We start from the raw sequence: 17,455 nt of genomic DNA, 5'->3' as shown, positions 1-17,455 counted from the left end.
AACGTCCTGTATTAGCTAAATGTGTTGGTGACTTCCTGCAGGTCACGATCGTCCAGCTCGCGTTCAAAGCTGCGCAGACGTTTGTAGATAGACATCAGTTCTACCAGCGTGGTCCAGGAGCTGATCAGGTACTGGAACGACCCACGAACCTGACCGAAAACGTTAGTGATCTGCGTCATCAGACCGAGCGTAATCGTACCCGCAACAATCGACGGGAACAGCAGGAACAAACCGAAAACGTTATCCACCTGCAGATACAAAATACGGGCAATGTTGAAATACATATAGTGGAAGTAGAGTCGGAAGTAGTTACGGCGTACGGCGCCAAACAGCTCGCGGACGGTCGGCGGCGAGGCGCGGTTGGCATCATCTTCGCCGTAAACCAGCTCTTTACGGTAAGCGGCTTCGACGCGTTGATTTTTAAACTCCAGCCCCGGCAGTTTGATCCCCACCACCGCCAGCAGGCCCGTTCCCATCAGCGACCAGACGATCGCGGCAATCACCAGACCATACGGAAGATGACCGACAATAGGCAGATCCGGCACGTGCGCAGAGAGCGTCACCAGCACCGGCAGGAAGGCAATCAGCGTCATGATGGCGTTGATAAAACTGACGCCCATGTCTTCAAGCGTGGAGGCAAAACGCATGGTGTCTTCCTGCACACGCTGTGCGGCGCCTTCGATATGGCGCAGGTGCTGCCAGTGCGCCATATAATGTTCGTTCATTGCGGTACGCCAGCGGAAAACGTAGTGGCTGACGAAGAAATTGTTCATCACGCCGATGATCACCGCTATCAGGGCGATACCGAGGAAGATCCCGACTTCATGGTAGAACTGGTTAATGGTCACCTTATGCGGCGAGCTGAGCGCGGTCTGGATCAGATCGTAGAACGGCGCATACCAGGCGTTAACCGCCACGCCCACCTCCACGAGGAACCAGGTCACAAAGATAATCAGCGATGTGCCGAGGATCGACCAGTACTGCCAGCGGTGCGGAGAATAGACAAACCAGAACAGTGCAAACAGCCCTACGCACACCGTGTAGTAGGCGTAAAACAGCAGGTAGCTCAGCGACCAGAAGCGCGCCGCGCTAATCGGCACCTCGCCTATCGCCCCCGTGATGCGCGTCAGCCATGCGCCGCCGCCCGCCTGCCAGAAAATGACAGCGATGAGTGCCCAAATAAATGCCGACAGGAAAAAAGGCCCTGGCTTTGGGAAAAAAGACTTAAACATAATGCTTCCTTCTTGTTGTTATGGCTGTTGCTGTGTACAACACGTCACCACACGAAAACCTGCCCGAGCCAGCCTCCCGGCTCCGGCAAAAAGGTCAGACCCGAGCGTTAATTATTAGTTCGCTTTCCAGTTTTCAAGAATTGTTTCGGTGCGTTTCACCGCGAGAGGATTCGCCGGCGCAATGAAGTTACGCCAGACGTCGTTGTGATGGTTAATCAGGATCTGCGCATCTGCCGCCGGGCGATTGGCTGTAGTATGGGCATCTTCCGCCACGGTGATGTGATAACCCCGGCTGACGCCGTTCTTAACCGTCGCATCGACGCAGTAATCGGTGGCGCAGCCGCAGATGACAAACTCGCGAATGCCCTGCTCACGCAGCAGCGCCTCAAGCGCGGTGTTGTAGAAGGCATCACAGGCGGTTTTGGTAACATAAAGCGCGTCAGCTGGTTGATGGAGTTCAGGCAGTAGTGCAAACCCCTCACTCCCCTCTTCCAGGCCACCAGCCTCGGTATGCTGAATAAAAATCACCGTGTCGGCTGCCTGCGTAAGCTGGTTGATCAGAGAGATACACTTTTCACGCTGATGACGAGGGGTTTCAAATACCCCGTTCTGCATATCGACAACCATAACCACACGCTTCTCAGACATACCGTTCTCCGTAAGATTGAGTGAAACTGGTGCCTATCATAAGCCCGATGTCACAAAATGGGAGATGGCTCGTAAGTAAATTGTTCATATTTACCCATGGTTACGTTTTTCTCGCTATCGTTATGCAATTCGGGGCATTGCGCGGTTCCGATTAGTAGTATAAATACCCATTACTTTCCTCATTCACTTCATGGATGCTTTTCGTTGAAACGTTGTCTGCTCTCTTTTGCCGCGCTGTGTGCGGTGAGCTTTTCTACCGCCCAGGCAGCCCAACCGCTGACGGCACCCGTTTTAGCTTCAGATATTGCCGATCGCTACGCGAACCTTATCTATTACGGCAGCGGCGCGACCGGGATGGCGATGGTCGTCATCGACGGCAACCAGCGTGTGTTCCGCAGCTTTGGCGAAACGCGCCCGGGAAATAACGTTCACCCGCAGCTGGATTCCGTTATCCGCATCGCATCCTTAACCAAACTGATGACCAGCGAAATGCTGGTGAAACTGCTCGACCAGGGCGTGGTGAAGCTTGACGATCCGCTCAGCAAATACGCGCCGCCAGGTGCCCGGGTCCCCACGTATCAGGGGACGCCGATCCGGCTTGTGAACCTTGCAACCCACACCAGCGCCCTGCCGCGTGAGCAGCCAGGCGGAGCAGCGCATCGTGACGTATTTGTCTGGCCAACGCGCGACCAGCGCTGGAGCTATCTGAGTACCGCCACACTGAAAGCGGCACCGGGCTCGCAGGCCTCTTATTCAAACCTGGCGTTCGACCTGCTGGCGGATGCCCTCTCAACGGCGGCTGGCAAACCCTATACGCAGCTGTTTGAAGAGCAGATCACCCGTCCGCTCGGCATGAAAGACACCACGTTTACCCCGTCCCCGGATCAGTGCCGTCGCCTGATGGTGGCAGAGAAAGGCGCCAGCCCCTGTAATAACACGCTCGCGGCTGTGGGCAGCGGCGGGGTTTACTCCACGCCTGGCGACATGATGCGCTGGATGCAGCAGTTCCTTTCTTCAGATTTCTACGCTCGCACCAGCCAGGCCGATCGCATGCAGACTCTGATTTATCAGCGTACTCAGCTGCACCGCGTCATCGGGATGGACGTACCGGGTAAAGCCGATGCGCTCGGCATGGGATGGGTCTATATGGCGCCGAAAAATGGGCGTCCAGGTATTATTCAGAAAACCGGCGGCGGTGGTGGATTCATCACCTATATGGCCATGATCCCGCAGTCAAACGTGGGCGCGTTTGTGGTGGTCACCCGCTCCCCGCATACGCGTTTCGTCAATATGAGTGACGGGATTAATAACCTGGTGGCAGAACTGAGCGCCAATAAAGCCCAGGTGCTCACCGCGTCTAACTGATCTTAATATTCCGTGGGCAAGCGGTTGATGCTGACCAGCTTGCCCCGGCTCATATTGATGTAGTTACCTTGCCGCAGGGCAGCGAGAACCTCAGCAACCACTGAACGTGAAATACGCGTACTTTGTTGAATATGATTCATCACACCGATTTTTGAACGCAACGTTTCATCCCACTCCGCCATATTCAACAGCATGGCGCGGATCTGGTGATAGGAATTATTTCCCACCAGCTGCATATCGCGTTTCTCAAGAATGTAGTTTATCCAGGATAACCAACCGAAGGCCTCTTTCCATAGCGCGTTCTGTTGTATAAGTTGACGGGTGGTTTCAGTGGGCAAATAAAAACCCGTGCAGGATGTTTTGGCTATCACTCTATATTCCTGGCAGTGATTAATCATCACTGTGGACAAACCCATAATAAACGGCGCTGTCGCGATGCCCACAAGCAGTTCATCTGAATGTCGATAGATTTCGATAACACCGGTTTGGAATACGATGGTGCGGCGCTCATTACATTCACCGGATATAATTAATTGTTTTGGAGCAGATTTAAAAGGGGTACTGGCTGATTTCAAACACTGTTCGAGCCGGCGTAATTCAGAAAGTGGTTTCGCATTAACCTTCATGCAGACCTCAAGGCATCCGTATTTGTCGGTTCAATATTATTTTTATTACTTCTGTAAAAAGCGGGGGGAGGTAACGCCTCCCCCGCTTTTATTTATTACCAGGTATATTTCACACCCAGGTTTGCCCCCCAGTTCTGATCAACGTCGCCGCCGCCCAGATAAGTGGCATCAGTGTAAGCACTGAAGTTCTTCGTGAAGCTGAACTGGGTGCCCAGCCCTACGCGCACAGCGGAGCCTTTAACGCCGTTATCAATGCTGTCACCGTTAATGTCGGCATTGTTATCAGCATCGTCATAGACCCAGGCCAGTTTGAAGTAAGGCGTCAGAGCCTGATCGCCACCGTAGTTAAAGGTATAACCCGTATCAACACCGAGTTCATAGCGCAGGCTATCGTAAGATTGCCCATCCATGCGCATGTCATTGCTGAGACGATAATCATCGCCAGACTGGAACAGGCCAGACACGGCTGCGTATGGTGTGACGTAGCCGGACAGGTTTGGTTTCCAGTCATAGCCCAGTTTCAGCCCAAAACCAACCGCGTCATTGGTGGTGTTGCCGTCAACATACTGGCCGTTGCTCATGTTAGCAGAGAGATCGCTGTTGAAGCGGGTGTAGCTCAGGGAGCTGTCGAGGAAAAGATCGTTCATGAATTTCGCAGACGCGTAGATCATCGCCGTCTGGCTGTCCTGATCGACCTGACCGGTACGATCGCTGATATCCCCCTTCGCGAAACCTGCCGCACCACCGACGATCCACTTCGCATTATTACCGTCAATCTGGGTATCCAGACCGACCATAATACCGCTCACGTCCTGATCGTAGCTAAGAACGCCATTGTCGCCGTCGAAGTTACCGCCGAAGTAACTCACCCACGCCCCGCCGTTATCCGCCAGGCCGTGACGGCTGTTGGTCAGACGAGCACCTACGGTATCCTGCTGCAGATTCCAGATGTTGGTGTTGGCAGAAGGGATGCTCAGCGCCATATTGGCGTAGTCGGTCAGCGCTTTCTGCTGGAGGACAACGGCGTCACCCTGCTGCTGCGCCTGGTAGGTGTAGGCACCTAAATCGGCTTTGTTTGCAGCAGTAAAGCTGGCTGCAGTATCCGCGTTATTGTCATAGACGCGAATAATCTCTTTGTTTTTGTAATCGGCGACGGAACCGGCTCCGGTCGCGTTGTCGATACGGACCTTGTAGTTACCGGCGACGTCACCGTTCACTGACAGATGACCATCAGAATTAATCGCCACAACGCCGTAGTCGTAATCGGCATTGTGCTTATCGTTGGTGATATAGCGTGCGTTGTTCAGATCGCTGTTCAGCACGTAATCACGGCTGGCAACGTTCAGCACACCACCATCGGTCAGTACCATATTGTGCGTATCAACCTGTCCCAACCCTAGCGCCAGCTCTGCACCGTTATCCACGGTGATGGTGTTGGCATACAGATCGGCCGTTTCTTCCGTCAGTGCCGCACGGCTATAGCTGTCCAGATACAGATGGTCGGTGGCCACGCCGCCGCTGTCGCCGATATTCAATGAGGAAGCATTGGTCAGGGTGATGGTATCCGCCAGCAGACCTGAGTTTTCAACATTGACCTGAGACTGGTTGTTGACCGTCAGCGTGTCGATGTTAGACACCTTGCGGGTATCCCATTCGGAGCCGTTATCCAGCGTGATGTTAAAGAGACCGCTCTGATACACCGCTTCGCCCGCAACATGTCCGTTGCTGTCATAGGTGGAGTCCGGCCAAATGCTGTTTGGGGACAGAGCGCTCCAGTCTACGTTGCTGTAGCCCAGGCCATACATCTGCGCCGTGCCGATAGCCTCGACGCTCGACTGCGCTGCACCAACCCATTTGCTGCCATTGGTCAGAGTAACGTCCAGCTTATCGGTACCGTCCCAGCCGTTGGTAGTTGGGTTATAGACACCGTCTGCACTGGTATCCGTTGCCGGATCGCCGTTCGGATAGAAGTTGTTGTCGAAGGTACTGGAGAAAAGAATGTCGCCAGTAACGGTGGAGTGATCGAACGTGGCGCTGGTCTGCATCGCGTTATCAGACGCGCTGGCGGCCACAATCAGCGCCGCATCATCTGCCGCTGTCGCGTTGGTTTCACCATAGTCGCTCGGCTTCGCGGTTTGACCGTAGAATCCGCTGGTACCTAAATCGCTGTACGCACCAGAAGTCAGTACCGAATCTTTCACCAGTAGCGTGTCGGTAAAGACGTTGCTGCTGTTGGCTACGCCTTCAACGCCGTCGTACGGGGTATTATCCAGCTCCTGATACCCCTGCGTCAGGGTAATACCCGCGACGTGAGAGTTATTCTGGATAACAATATCCGATTCAACATCCAGGGTAATTGCATTGCCCAACCCATAGGTATCAAGATAGTGGGTTTCGGTATTATCGCCATTTACCACATTGTAAGCATAATGCTCATAGGTGTCGTTAATGGTGGAGTGATCAACGGTCAGGCTAAAACGATCGTACTGAGAATGGGTCGTGCCGTCGGTGTCTATACCATCAGCACACGAGGTGGTCATACACTCAGAGGTAATCATGCCATTAATGGTACTGTTGGAAATGCTTAATGCATTAGCCCGACCATTGATACCATCATCCAGATAGTATGTTGAAATAATACCATTCACGGTGGATTTATTAATCACCGGATAAATATCACCGTCGTGGGTAACGTCTGAGTAATCCCAGTCGGCATAGCCATAATACCAGGGTGTGGACGCTGTATTATCGTATCCGAAGGTATTATAAGTTGTACCGGAAATATCCTTCGCATTGGCCTGAGAAGCGATAGCCAGGGTGCAGGCTAATGCAAGTTGAGATACAACGAGTTTCTTTTTCCATGTTTGCATTGGGTCATCCCTCCTCAGGGACGTAAGCAAGTTTGTCCATCAATGAATTTGCAACATTTAATTGCGGAGGGAATTATGCAGTTTCATTTCGAAAAGGTTCAATGAATGTTTCCATTAAGTCCGTATCCAGACCAATTACACATCAAAAACAACAAGCGCAGGGGTCACTCAAGATAAATATTATAAAAACAAAACGTTAAAATACAGACAAGCGAAGGAGAAATATATAACAACAAATAATAAATCACTTTTAATGATGCATCCCACTTAATATAGAAACAATACGAATATCTCACCCCCAATCAGTAATATACTAACCTGTATTAAATATTGATGAAATGAAACCTGACCTGCCGCATTTCGCAAAAAGCAAAATGCCCACTTTAGTAAAACACCCGTCTTCACTTTGAGGTACACTAGCCTTCTTTGTTCCACAAACATCAGGCATACCATGACCGATTTAATTGCACGCCCACGCCGCCTGCGCAAGTCACCTGCACTGCGCGCTATGTTTGAAGAGACAACCCTGACCTTAAACGATCTGGTGTTGCCGATTTTTGTCGAAGAAGAGATCGATGACTACAAAGCCATCGAAGCCATGCCGGGCGTCATGCGCATTCCGGAGAAATATCTGGCGCGTGAGATTGAACGCATCGCCAACGCGGGGATCCGCTCGGTGATGACCTTCGGCATCTCACACCATACCGATGCCACCGGCAGCGACGCGTGGAAAGAAGATGGCCTCGTCGCTCGCATGTCCCGCATCTGCAAAGAGACCGTGCCGGAAATGATCGTCATGTCCGATACCTGTTTCTGCGAATACACCTCACACGGCCACTGCGGCGTGCTGTGCGATCACGGCGTGGATAACGATGCCACCCTGCTGAACCTTGGCAAGCAGGCTGTCGTCGCGGCCGCGGCAGGTGCGGACTTCATCGCCCCATCTGCGGCAATGGACGGACAGGTTCAGGCGATTCGTCAGGCGCTGGACGCGGCGGGCTTTACCGACACCGCCATCATGTCTTACTCCACCAAATTCGCCTCCTCCTTCTACGGCCCGTTCCGTGAAGCGGCGGGCACGGCGCTGAAAGGCGATCGTAAAACCTATCAGATGAACCCGCTGAACCGCCGCGAAGCGATTCGTGAATCCCTGCTTGATGAAGCCCAGGGCGCAGACTGCCTGATGGTGAAACCGGCTGGCGCGTACCTTGATATCCTGCGCGACATCCGCGAGCGCACCGAGCTGCCGCTGGGCGCTTATCAGGTGAGCGGCGAGTACGCGATGATCAAATTCGCCGCGCTGGCGGGTGCCATTGACGAAGAGAAAGTGGTCCTCGAAAGCCTCGGCGCCATCAAACGCGCAGGCGCGGACCTGATCTTCAGCTACTTCGCGCTGGATCTGGCCGAGAAAAAAATCCTCCGCTAATCTTCACCAAACTGCAATACAACCGACATCTGCTCCTTCTACTGTCTTCGCAAGACGGCAGGAGGAGTAATCATGTTTAGCCTCGATAGCGTTCTCGACGATCTTTGGCCTCAGGCGAGGCCTGCACCCTGGCAAAAAAGTCTGTTAAAAAGACTGTTTTACGAAGACGAATTTCAGCAATTTGCTACAACCCACCGCCACCTGAAAGGCCTGGATATGGTGGAGCAAGTTCTGGAACACCTGGATATTCTCTGCACCGTTTCCGCCCGCGATCTTGAACAAATCCCCGAACATGGCCCGCTGGTCATTATTGCCAACCACCCGACGGGTACGATGGACGGACTGGCGCTGCTGTATGCCGTCTCCCGCGTCCGGCGCGATGTGAAAGTCGTGACCAACCGGATGCTGACCCACCTTGAGCCCCTCAACTCGCTGTTTATTCCGGTGGACAATATGGGCGGCAGGACGGCGAAAACATCCCTGGTGCAGATGGAACAGCATCTGCAAAACGCAGGCGTGCTGATCTTCTTCCCGGCCGGAGAAGTGTCCCGCCCCACGCGCAAAGGCATTCGCGACAAAAAGTGGCACTCCGGCTTTATTAAACTCGCCGGCAAGCTGCGCGCCCCGTTGCTGCCGGTGCATATTCAGGCGCATAACAGCCTGCTCTTTTATGCCAGCACGCTGGTCTCCCCGACGCTGTCGATGCTGTTGCTCATGCAGCAGATGTTCCGCCGCCGTCACAGCCAGCTGCCGATCAAAATCGGCCAGCAGATTGCGTGGCATCACTGGCACAGCGCCACCCTTTCGTCGCGTGAGATGGCCGAGCAGTGCCGTCAGCACGTGATGCGTCTTGGCAAGGGAGTGCCCGGCGTCTTTAAAACCCAGTGCGCGATTGCCCGTCCGGAAGATCGGGCTACCCTGAAACGTGCGCTGGCGCAGGCCGAATGTCTGGGCAAAACCAGCGACGGTAAAACCATCTATCTCTGGCAGCGTAACGGTCAGGAAGACGTCCCGCTGCTGCGCGAGCTGGGCCGCCTGCGCGAGATTGCCTTTCGCGCGGTGGAGGAAGGGAGCGGCAAACGCCGGGATACCGACAGCTACGACGATGATTATCTGCACCTGATCCTGTGGGATGAGGACGATCTGGAGATCGTCGGGGCGTATCGCTTTATGCCGACGGCCATGCAGATCGAAAAGCGCGGCGTTGAGGGGTTGTACAGCTATAGCCTCTTCCACTACGACGACAAAATGCAGGACGTGCTGGAGCACGGCATTGAGCTGGGGCGCAGCTTTATTCAGCCGCGCTACTGGGGGCGCCGCGGCCTGGACTATTTATGGTCCGGTATTGGGGCCTATCTGGCGCGTTATCCGCACTACCGCTACCTGTTTGGCCCGGTCTCCATTTCCGGTGGCTTACCGCCTGCTGCGCGGGATCTGCTGGTCGCCTTTTACCGCCTGTGGTTCCCGGCGACGCATCCGCTTGCCGCCTCGCGCCAGCCGTATCCCGCCTCCCTGCCGGACGTGCTGGCACAGTTTGGCGGCGTGGATTACGTGGACGATCTGACGAAGCTGAAGTCCCTGCTCGGCAATCTTGGCTGCGGTATTCCACCGCTCTACAAGCAATATTCCGAGCTGTGCGAGCCCGGCGGCGTGCAGTTTATTGATTTTGGCAGCGACCCGGCGTTCAACAACTGCGTTGACGGGCTGGTGCTGGTGGATTTGTGTTACCTGAAGGCGAACCGCTATCAGCGGTATATTGAGGCGCATTTAATACCCTCACCCCTGCCCTCTCCCTAAAAGGGAGAGGGTGAAAATCGCACCGGGCAGTCCCCTCGCCCCTTTGGGGAGAGGGTTAGGGTGAGGGGATCAAGGAGCACGGTAAAACGGCTTATCGCCCAAAATCGTCGCCCGCTGCATAATCCGGCGCTGCGGCAGATAGTCCGCATTGGCATAATGCTGCGTTACGCGGTTATCCCAGATCGCCAGATCGTTCTCCTGCCAGCGCCAGCGCACCTGAAACTCCGGCTTGGTGATATGCGCGAACAGGAATCCCAGCAGCGCCTCACTCTCTTTCTCGGACACGTCCACAATGCGCGTGGTGAACCCTTCGTTTACGAACAGCGCCTGTTTGCCCGTCACCGGATGGGTCCGCACCACCGGGTGCAGCAGCGGAGGATGTTTCGCCACAGCCTCCTGCCAGCGCTGATGTTCCTCTTCCGTTTTACGGTACTTGTACTCCGGGAACGATTTCTTGAAATCGTGCTCCGCCCGCAGCCCGCTCAGCAGCGTCCTGAACGGCTCTGACAGCGCCTCATACGCCGCAATCCCGCTGGTCCACAGCGTATCGCCGCCGGTTTCCGGCAGCAGCTTCGCCGCCAGAATGGCCCCGGCAGGCGGCGTCTCGATAAAGGTCACGTCGGTATGCCAGTTATCGTTATCCGGCGGGTTATCGTTGTGGGTGTCGAGGACGATAATCTCCTCCACCCCTTCCGCATGCGGATAGACCGGGTGGATATGCAGATCGCCAAAGCGCAGGGCCAGCGAGCGCTGCTGCTGCGGGGTGATCGCCTGCTCGCGCAGGAACACCACCTGATGGCGCAGCACCGCGTGGTACAGCTGCTCGAACTGGTTATCGCTCAGCGGACGGGTCACATCCAGGCCCGACACCTGTGCACCAATGTACGGCCCCAGCGGGGTGATGGTCAGACGTTCACTCATTGTATTTCTCCATGCCAGGGCGTCAGACGGCGCTGTAACGCGCGCAGCCCCAGTTCTAATCCGAAGGCGATCGCGGCGATCACCGCGATCCCTGCCAGCACCACGTCAGTCGCCAGGAACTCTCCCGCCGACTGCACCATAAACCCAAGGCCGCGCGTGGCCGCAATCAGCTCCGCCGCCACCAGCGTGGACCAGCCCACGCCAAGGCCGATGCGCAGCCCGGTTAAAATCTCCGGCAGTGCGCCCGGTAAAATCACGAACAGCAGCACCTGCGTACGGCTGGCTCCCAGCGACTGCGCCGCGCGGATCCGCACCTGCTGGGCGCTCTTCACGCCCGCCAGCGCCGACATGGCAACCGGGGCGAAAATCGCCAGATAGATCAGCAGGATTTTTGACGTTTCCCCGATGCCGAACCAGATCACCATCAGCGGCAGATAGGCCAGCGGCGGCACCGGGCGGTAAAGCTCAATCAGCGGGTCAAGGATGCCGCGCACCGTCGGGCTTAAGCCCATCGCGATCCCGACCGGTATCCCGATAATCACCGCCGCCAGCAGCGCCACCAGAATGCGCGCCAGGCTGGCACCTAAGTGCTGCCAGAGCGTGGCATCCATAAAGCCCTGCGGCCCGGCGATGGTAATGAGTTTGGCCAGCACCTGTCCCGGCGGCGGCAGAAACAGCGGGCTGACCCACTGCAGGGCAGCAACTGCCCACCACACCGCCAGCAACACCAGCAGCGTACCGACGCTCAACGTGATTTGACGTGAGAAAGGCCAGCGCAGCGCCAGACGCGTGCGGCGCGTTTTTTCACTGAAGACGATGCTCATGAGAAGGCCTCCCGCTGTTCAAACACGCGGCTTAAAACGTATTCACGCTGTTCGATAAACAGCGGATCGGATTTGATGCTGCGCACGGGTTCCCCCGCAACGTAGCGGCGGGCGAAATCCAGCGGCAAGCGCTCCAGCACGCGGCCCGGCCCCGGCGAGAGCAGCACCAGCTCGGTGGCCATAAACACCGCCTCTTCGATATCGTGGGTAATCAACAGCACCTGCTTGCCGGTCTCATGCCACAGGCGCAGGAGCAGGGTTTGCATCTGCTCGCGGGTGAAGGCATCGAGCGCCCCGAACGGCTCGTCCAGCAGCAACAGCTGCGGATTCGCTGCCAGCGCGCGGGCAATCCCGACACGCTGTCGCTGGCCGCCGGAAAGCTGCCAGATATAGCGTTTTTCCGCGCCTTCCAGCCCCACTTTTTTAAGCATCGCCCGCGCGGTTTCCAGCCGCTGTTCACGATTGACGCCCGCAAGCTGCAGCCCAAACGCCACGTTTTCCTGCACGTTGCGCCACGGGAGCAGGCCTTCATTCTGGAAGACCACGCCGCGCTCGGCGCCGGGGCCTTCCACCTTTTTGCCTTCCAGTTGAATGGTGCCATGCTGATAAGGGACAAACCCGGCGATCAGATTCAGCAGCGTGGTTTTTCCGCACCCGGACGGACCCAGCACCACCAGCAGTTCACCGCTGTCCAGCGTCAGGTTGATCTCCTCCAGCGCGGGTTTGCCACCGTAATCAGCAGACAGATTTGTAATATTCAGCATGGCGGACTCCTTATTTCACAAAACGATCGGTCACGTACTGGCTGTAATCCGCTGCCACCGCAGGCACTTTGCCCTGCTCTTTCAGGAAGGTGGCGGTATCAACAATCGCTTTGTTTACCGGACCGGTCAGCTGCTGCACCTGCTGCGCGGGGGTCAGATAGGTATTGCCCTTCACCAGCCCCGGCACGTCCGCTTCCGGCACGCCGCTCAGGCGGGAGAGTTTTTCCAGGTTGGCGGGCTGCTTTAGCCATTCATCCGGGTTACTGATGTACGGCTGCTGGGCGTCAATCGCGCTTTTCGCGAAGGCTTTCACCACCTCAGGATGTTTCTCGGCGAAGTCTTTACGCACGACCCACACGTCGAGCGTTGGCGCGCCCCACTGGCCCACTTTTTCGGAGTCGGTCAGCACGGTACCGTCTTTTTCCAGCTCGTTCACGGCCGGTGCCCACACATAGGCCCCGTCAATGTCGCCGCGCTGCCAGGCCGCGATAATCGCCGGCGGCTGGAGGTTGATAATCTGTACCTGCCCCGGCTTGATGTCCCAGTGTTTGAGCGCCGCCAGCAGGCTGTAGTGGGTGGTTGAGATAAACGGCACGGCGATGCGTTTGCCGATCAGGTCTTCCGGTTTGGTGATGTTTTTCTTCACCACCAGCGCTTCAGAGTTACCGAGCTGCGAGGCGAGCAGGAACACCTCAATCGGCACCTGCTGGCTGGCCGCGACCGCCAGCGGGCTGGAGCCGATATTGCCGATCTGCACGTCGCCGGAGGCTAACGCACGCACGACGGAGGCCCCGCTGTCGAACTTGCGCCAGTCGACTTTCGCGCCGCTCTCTTTGGCAAAGGTGTTGTCCGCCTGCGCGACTTTCGCCGGTTCCGCAGAAGTTTGATACGCGACGGTGACGTCCACCGCCTGCGCCTGAAATGCCCACAGCGCCAGTGCGCCGAGAAGTGTGATTCGCGATGAAATTGCCATAGTGCCTGCTCCCCTTGTTGTTATGAGGGCAGTATTTCCAACGCGAGAATTTTGATAAAGGAATAAAAATGAATCGCTCATAACGATTCGTTTTTAGATAAAAAGCGGGAAAGGATAGTTGGTTTTGTGCGGTTGTTTTTTTCCCTCTCCCCGTGGGAGAGGGTCAGCGATCCGTAGGCCGGGTAAGGCGCAGCCGCCACCCGGCAAAGCACTCAGCGCTGCGCGTTAAGCTCAGCAATATCCTTCGGCGTGGTGCGACAGCAGCCGCCAATCAGCTTCGCTCCGGCGTCCAGCCACTGGGGCAGATACCCTGCCAGCGTCTCGCACGCTTCACCGTGGTGATGCCAGGTTTTGGTTACCGCGTCATAATGCTCGCCCGAGTTCGGGTAAACCACCAGCGGCAGCGACGTCAGGCTTTGCAGGTGCTTCAGCGCCGCCGTGGTGTTTTCCAGTGCGATACAGTTAATGCCCAGCGCGACGATATGCGGAGAGTCGGCCAGCGCGCTGACTACGTCACGCAGGGGCGTACCGTCGCTCAGGTGCTCGCTGTCCCGCAGGGTAAAGGAGAACCACGCCCGGGCGCGGGGATATTCAGACAGCAACGCCGCCAGCGCCTTAATCTCCTCAAAGGACGGTAGGGTTTCGCAGGCCAGCAGGTCAGCGCCAGCATCCAGCAGCGCTTCCACGCGCGGGCGATGGAAGTCGGTGAACGCTTCCGCACTGCGCACGTAGTCGCCGCGATACTCTGAGCCATCCGCCAGATAGGCGCCGTACGGCCCAACGGAGCCCGCCACCAGCAGCGTGCCCGCATGCGGATTTTCAGCCAGATACGCTTCGCGCGCCTTACGCGCCAGCTCCACGCTTCTGCCGATCAGCGCCCGGGACTGCGCCTCGTCCAGGCCGCGCGCCGCAAAACCCGCAGGCGTGGCCTGATAGCTGGCGGTGATCGCCACCTGCGCGCCCGCGCGATAGTAATCAAGATGCACTTCGCGGATAAGCTCCGGGTTTTCCATCAGCACTTTGGCAGACCAGAGGCTGTCTGCCAGGTTACAGCCGCGCGCTTCCAGCTCCGTCGCCATCGCGCCATCCAGCACCACAAACGGCTGCTTTTCAAGGAGGGCGGTAAGCGGATTATTCTGCGACATGTTCGGGCTCCTGCGATGTCATATTTCGGGTCAGATAGTAGGCACCATAACACAGGGCGACAAACGGAATCCCGCAATAAAGGGCAATGCGCTGGCTTGGGTCAAACCACAGGCCGACACAGGCCACCACGCAGAGGATAAAACCGAGCACCGGCACCAGCGGATACCACGGCGCGCGGTACTGCAGCGCAGAGAGCGGCTGACCGGACTGCAGATGACGACGACGGAAAACGAAGTGCGACGCGCAGATGCTGATCCAGACGGCCACCACCGCAAAGCCAGAAATCGCCGAGAGCGCGACAAACACCGTGTCCGGTGCCACGACGCTTGAGAACAGCGCCAGCACGCCACCGAGCATAGAGACCGAGAGCGCCGTCAGCGGCACGCCGTTTTTGTTCACGCGGGCAAAGCAGCGCGGGAGCGTTTTCTCATTAGAGAGCGACCACAGCATGCGCCCGGAGGCGTACAGCCCGGAGTTCGCCGCCGAGAGGATCGCCGTCAAAATCACAAAGTTAAAAATATCCGCCGCGTAAGGAATACCAACCTTTTCGAACACCAGCACGAACGGGCTTTTTTCTACCCCGGCCTGCTGCATCGGGATCAGCGCCGCCAGCACAAACACGGTGCCGATAAAGAAGATAATCAGGCGCGCAATGGTGGTGCGGATCGCGACCGGAATCACCTTGTGCGGATTTTCCGTTTCCCCTGCGGCGATGCCGATAAGCTCGGTCCCGGAGAAGGCAAAGTTCACCGCCACCATGGTCATCAGGATCGGCAGGCCGCCGTGCGGGAACCAGCCCTCGGCGGTGATGTTGCTTAAGCCCGGCGCGGGTGAACCGTCCTGCATCGGAATAAAGCCAAAGACCGCCGCGCCGCCAAGAATAATGAAAGCGATGATGGTGATGACTTTCACCAGGGAGAACCAGAACTCGCCTTCCGCAAAGAAGCGCGTTGAGATGACGTTCAGGCCAAAAATCACCACGCAGAAGACCACGCACCACGCCCAGACGGGCACCTGCGGGAACCAGTACTGCATGCAGAACCCGGCGGCGGTAAAGCTCGACCCGAGCGCCACCGTCCAGGTGAGCCAGTAGAGCCACGCCACGGTGTAGCCCGTCGCCGGGCCAAGATAGCGGGCGGCATAGACGTGGAACGCGCCGGTTTCCGGCATCGCCACGGAGAGCTCGCCCAGACACTGCATCACCAGCCAGACCACCAGCGCACCTATCAGGTAGGCCAGCAGCGTGCCCGCCGCCCCGGTCGTGGAAATGATGTAGCCGGTATTGAAGAATAACCCTGTCCCAATCACGCCACCCAGCGAGAGCATGATCAGGTGGCGTGTTTTCATGGTGCGCTTAAGCTGCCCATTTTCTTGTTGTGTTTGCATATTACCTTCTATACGTATGGACATCTAAACATCCAAAGAAGGTGTGTTATACCGCGATTGTTAATAAAAAGCTAGATGACCAGACGCAAACGGGCGCGTCGCGCGCTGAGTCTGGGGTGGGTTGTGAGGATGACATAGAGAATCGGACGCCAGGCCATAAGCACCTCCGCAAGCAGATACTTACAGCATGGTGCGGGAGAAGGCGATCTTCGGTCAGTCGAAAGTGGTATCCGTGAAGCGCGAAGTCATACCGTAACACTGCCCGCGGGACGGGTAAGGCGCAGCCGCCACCCGATGCAAGGTTGGTAATTCTCACAATCAGTTCTATAGTCGACACAGTTTATGAGTAACCAGGACTGACTGATGCGCTTTAACGGACTGACTAAAGGTTTCTTTATTTTCATTCTCGCCCTTGTGACCTGGGCCTTCTTCGACGTGCTGTCGCCCTACTTCTCCGCGATACTGTGGGCCGCCATTCTGACCGTCATCTTCAACCCGGTAAAAAACAAGCTGCGCGCCGCGCTGGGGGATCGCAACGGGCTGGCCTCGCTGTTGACCATCGGTATTATCTGCCTGATCGTCTTTATCCCGCTGATGGTGATCCTCTCCTCGCTCGCCATTGAGCTGAACGTGGTTTACACCAAACTACAGGAGAACAACACCCAGTTCCCGGAAGTGGTGGCGAGCATCTTCAACCACCTGCCTGACTGGGCCAGCGGCTTCCTCGCGGATCACAACCTGACCAACGCGGCGCAGATCCAGAAAAAACTCTCCGACGTCGCCCTGCAGGGCGGACAGTATCTGGCGGGCAGCGCGTTCCTGATCGGCAAGGGGACGTTTGGCTTTGCGATTAGCTTCGGCATCATGCTGTATCTGCTGTTCTTCCTGCTGAAAGACGGCCCGTATCTGGTACGCCAGATCCTCGATTCCCTGCCCCTGTCCGATTTTGCCAAGCAGCATCTGTTCGCCAAATTCGTCGGCGTGTCACGCGCCACGGTAAAAGGGACGGCGGCGGTGGCCGTGGTTCAGGGCATCCTCGGCGGGATTGCCTTTGCCATTGCCGGTATCGACGGCAGCGTGCTCTGGGGCGCACTGATGGCGTTCCTTTCCCTCGTGCCCGCCATCGGCTCGGCGATTGTCTGGGTGCCCGCCGCTATCTTCCTGTTCGCCACGCACCAGATCTGGCAGGGGCTGTTTATTGTCGGCTTTTTCGTAATTATCGTCGGGCTGGTGGACAATATTCTGCGCCCGCTGCTGGTGGGGAAAGACACCAAAATGCCGGACTACCTGATTCTGATCTCCACCCTCGGCGGCATGGAGCTGTACGGCATTAACGGCTTTGTGATCGGGCCGCTCATCGCCGCGCTGTTTATCGCCTGCTGGAACCTCTTCTCCGGACGCGATCACGAAGGCAACGCCGAAGAGCTGGACGCGGATTTCATCGAAGAAGGAAAAAATCCTCCAGATTTGTAAGGAC

General features: G+C 56.8%; 14 protein-coding genes. 4 read left to right on the top strand and 10 right to left on the bottom strand.

Features of this window, described 5'->3' with window-relative positions; all coding sequences use genetic code 11:
• Window positions 1-11 precede the first annotated feature (11 nt).
• Together sbmA and GXP72_RS04680 are read right to left on the bottom strand one after the other, a co-directional pair.
• On the bottom strand, window positions 12-1,232 hold the full coding sequence (sbmA, locus tag GXP72_RS04685) for a peptide antibiotic transporter SbmA (RefSeq protein WP_208763547.1): 1,221 nt from the start codon (window positions 1,230-1,232) through the stop codon (window positions 12-14).
• A gap of 114 nt (window positions 1,233-1,346) precedes the next feature.
• Window positions 1,347-1,880, bottom strand: a complete 534-nt coding sequence (locus tag GXP72_RS04680) for an isochorismatase family protein (RefSeq protein WP_208763546.1) — start codon at window positions 1,878-1,880, stop codon at window positions 1,347-1,349.
• 204 nt (window positions 1,881-2,084) lie between these two features.
• Between GXP72_RS04680 and ampH the strand changes: the two genes are divergently transcribed.
• Window positions 2,085-3,245: a D-alanyl-D-alanine-carboxypeptidase/endopeptidase AmpH gene (gene ampH / locus GXP72_RS04675; protein ID WP_024906778.1), complete on the top strand. Its 1,161-nt coding sequence runs from the start codon at window positions 2,085-2,087 to the stop codon at window positions 3,243-3,245.
• Between the two features lie 2 nt (window positions 3,246-3,247).
• Here ampH and GXP72_RS04670 read toward each other — a convergent pair whose 3' ends face one another.
• Window positions 3,248-3,871, bottom strand: a complete 624-nt coding sequence (locus GXP72_RS04670) for a helix-turn-helix domain-containing protein (protein ID WP_024906777.1) — start codon at window positions 3,869-3,871, stop codon at window positions 3,248-3,250.
• Between the two features lie 95 nt (window positions 3,872-3,966).
• On the bottom strand, window positions 3,967-6,741 hold the full coding sequence (locus GXP72_RS04665; RefSeq protein WP_208763545.1) for an autotransporter outer membrane beta-barrel domain-containing protein: 2,775 nt from the start codon (window positions 6,739-6,741) through the stop codon (window positions 3,967-3,969).
• A 451-nt stretch (window positions 6,742-7,192) separates the two neighbouring features.
• On the opposite strand from GXP72_RS04665, the gene hemB reads away from it, so the two are divergent.
• Together hemB and GXP72_RS04655 are read left to right on the top strand one after the other, a co-directional pair.
• Complete coding sequence (hemB, locus tag GXP72_RS04660) at window positions 7,193-8,167, top strand: porphobilinogen synthase (RefSeq protein WP_024906774.1); 975 nt, start codon at window positions 7,193-7,195, stop codon at window positions 8,165-8,167.
• A gap of 72 nt (window positions 8,168-8,239) precedes the next feature.
• Entirely contained in the window at window positions 8,240-9,964 is a 1,725-nt protein-coding gene (locus tag GXP72_RS04655; protein WP_208763544.1) for a lysophospholipid acyltransferase family protein, read from the top strand.
• 69 nt (window positions 9,965-10,033) lie between these two features.
• On the opposite strand, the gene tauD is transcribed toward GXP72_RS04655, so the two are convergent.
• The 6 genes from tauD to mmuP all read right to left on the bottom strand — a co-directional run bounded on the left by tauD (window position 10,034) and on the right by mmuP (window position 15,978).
• On the bottom strand, window positions 10,034-10,885 hold the full coding sequence (gene tauD / locus GXP72_RS04650; RefSeq protein WP_208763543.1) for a taurine dioxygenase: 852 nt from the start codon (window positions 10,883-10,885) through the stop codon (window positions 10,034-10,036).
• The gene (gene tauC, locus GXP72_RS04645) at window positions 10,882-11,709 is read right to left on the bottom strand and encodes a taurine ABC transporter permease TauC (RefSeq protein ID WP_048225831.1); all 828 of its coding nucleotides are present in this window, start codon (window positions 11,707-11,709) and stop codon (window positions 10,882-10,884) included. The genes tauD and tauC overlap by 4 nt, the downstream gene beginning before the upstream one ends.
• Window positions 11,706-12,473 carry a taurine ABC transporter ATP-binding subunit gene (tauB, locus tag GXP72_RS04640; protein ID WP_032646117.1) on the bottom strand — a complete coding sequence of 256 codons (768 nt, stop codon included), beginning with the start codon at window positions 12,471-12,473 and terminating at the stop codon, window positions 11,706-11,708. Before tauB ends, tauC begins: the two co-directional genes overlap by 4 nt.
• 10 nt (window positions 12,474-12,483) lie before the next feature.
• Window positions 12,484-13,446: a taurine ABC transporter substrate-binding protein gene (gene tauA / locus GXP72_RS04635; protein WP_208763542.1), complete on the bottom strand. Its 963-nt coding sequence runs from the start codon at window positions 13,444-13,446 to the stop codon at window positions 12,484-12,486.
• A gap of 212 nt (window positions 13,447-13,658) precedes the next feature.
• Window positions 13,659-14,591, bottom strand: coding sequence for a homocysteine S-methyltransferase (gene mmuM, locus GXP72_RS04630; protein WP_208763541.1), 933 nt, complete (start codon window positions 14,589-14,591; stop codon window positions 13,659-13,661).
• Complete coding sequence (mmuP, locus tag GXP72_RS04625) at window positions 14,578-15,978, bottom strand: S-methylmethionine permease (RefSeq protein WP_008503244.1); 1,401 nt, start codon at window positions 15,976-15,978, stop codon at window positions 14,578-14,580. Before mmuP ends, mmuM begins: the two co-directional genes overlap by 14 nt.
• A gap of 363 nt (window positions 15,979-16,341) precedes the next feature.
• On the opposite strand from mmuP, the gene GXP72_RS04620 reads away from it, so the two are divergent.
• Window positions 16,342-17,451 (top strand): AI-2E family transporter, encoded by a 1,110-nt coding sequence (locus GXP72_RS04620; RefSeq protein WP_045909822.1) that lies wholly within the window; start codon window positions 16,342-16,344, stop codon window positions 17,449-17,451.
• Window positions 17,452-17,455 lie beyond the last annotated feature (4 nt).

This window comes from Enterobacter sp. SES19, assembly GCF_011765665.1.
GTDB classification, from domain to species: domain Bacteria; phylum Pseudomonadota; class Gammaproteobacteria; order Enterobacterales; family Enterobacteriaceae; genus Enterobacter; species Enterobacter pseudoroggenkampii.
The sequence above is the reverse complement of the archived record's forward strand: the minus strand, read 5'-3'. Positions and strand labels throughout refer to the sequence as shown.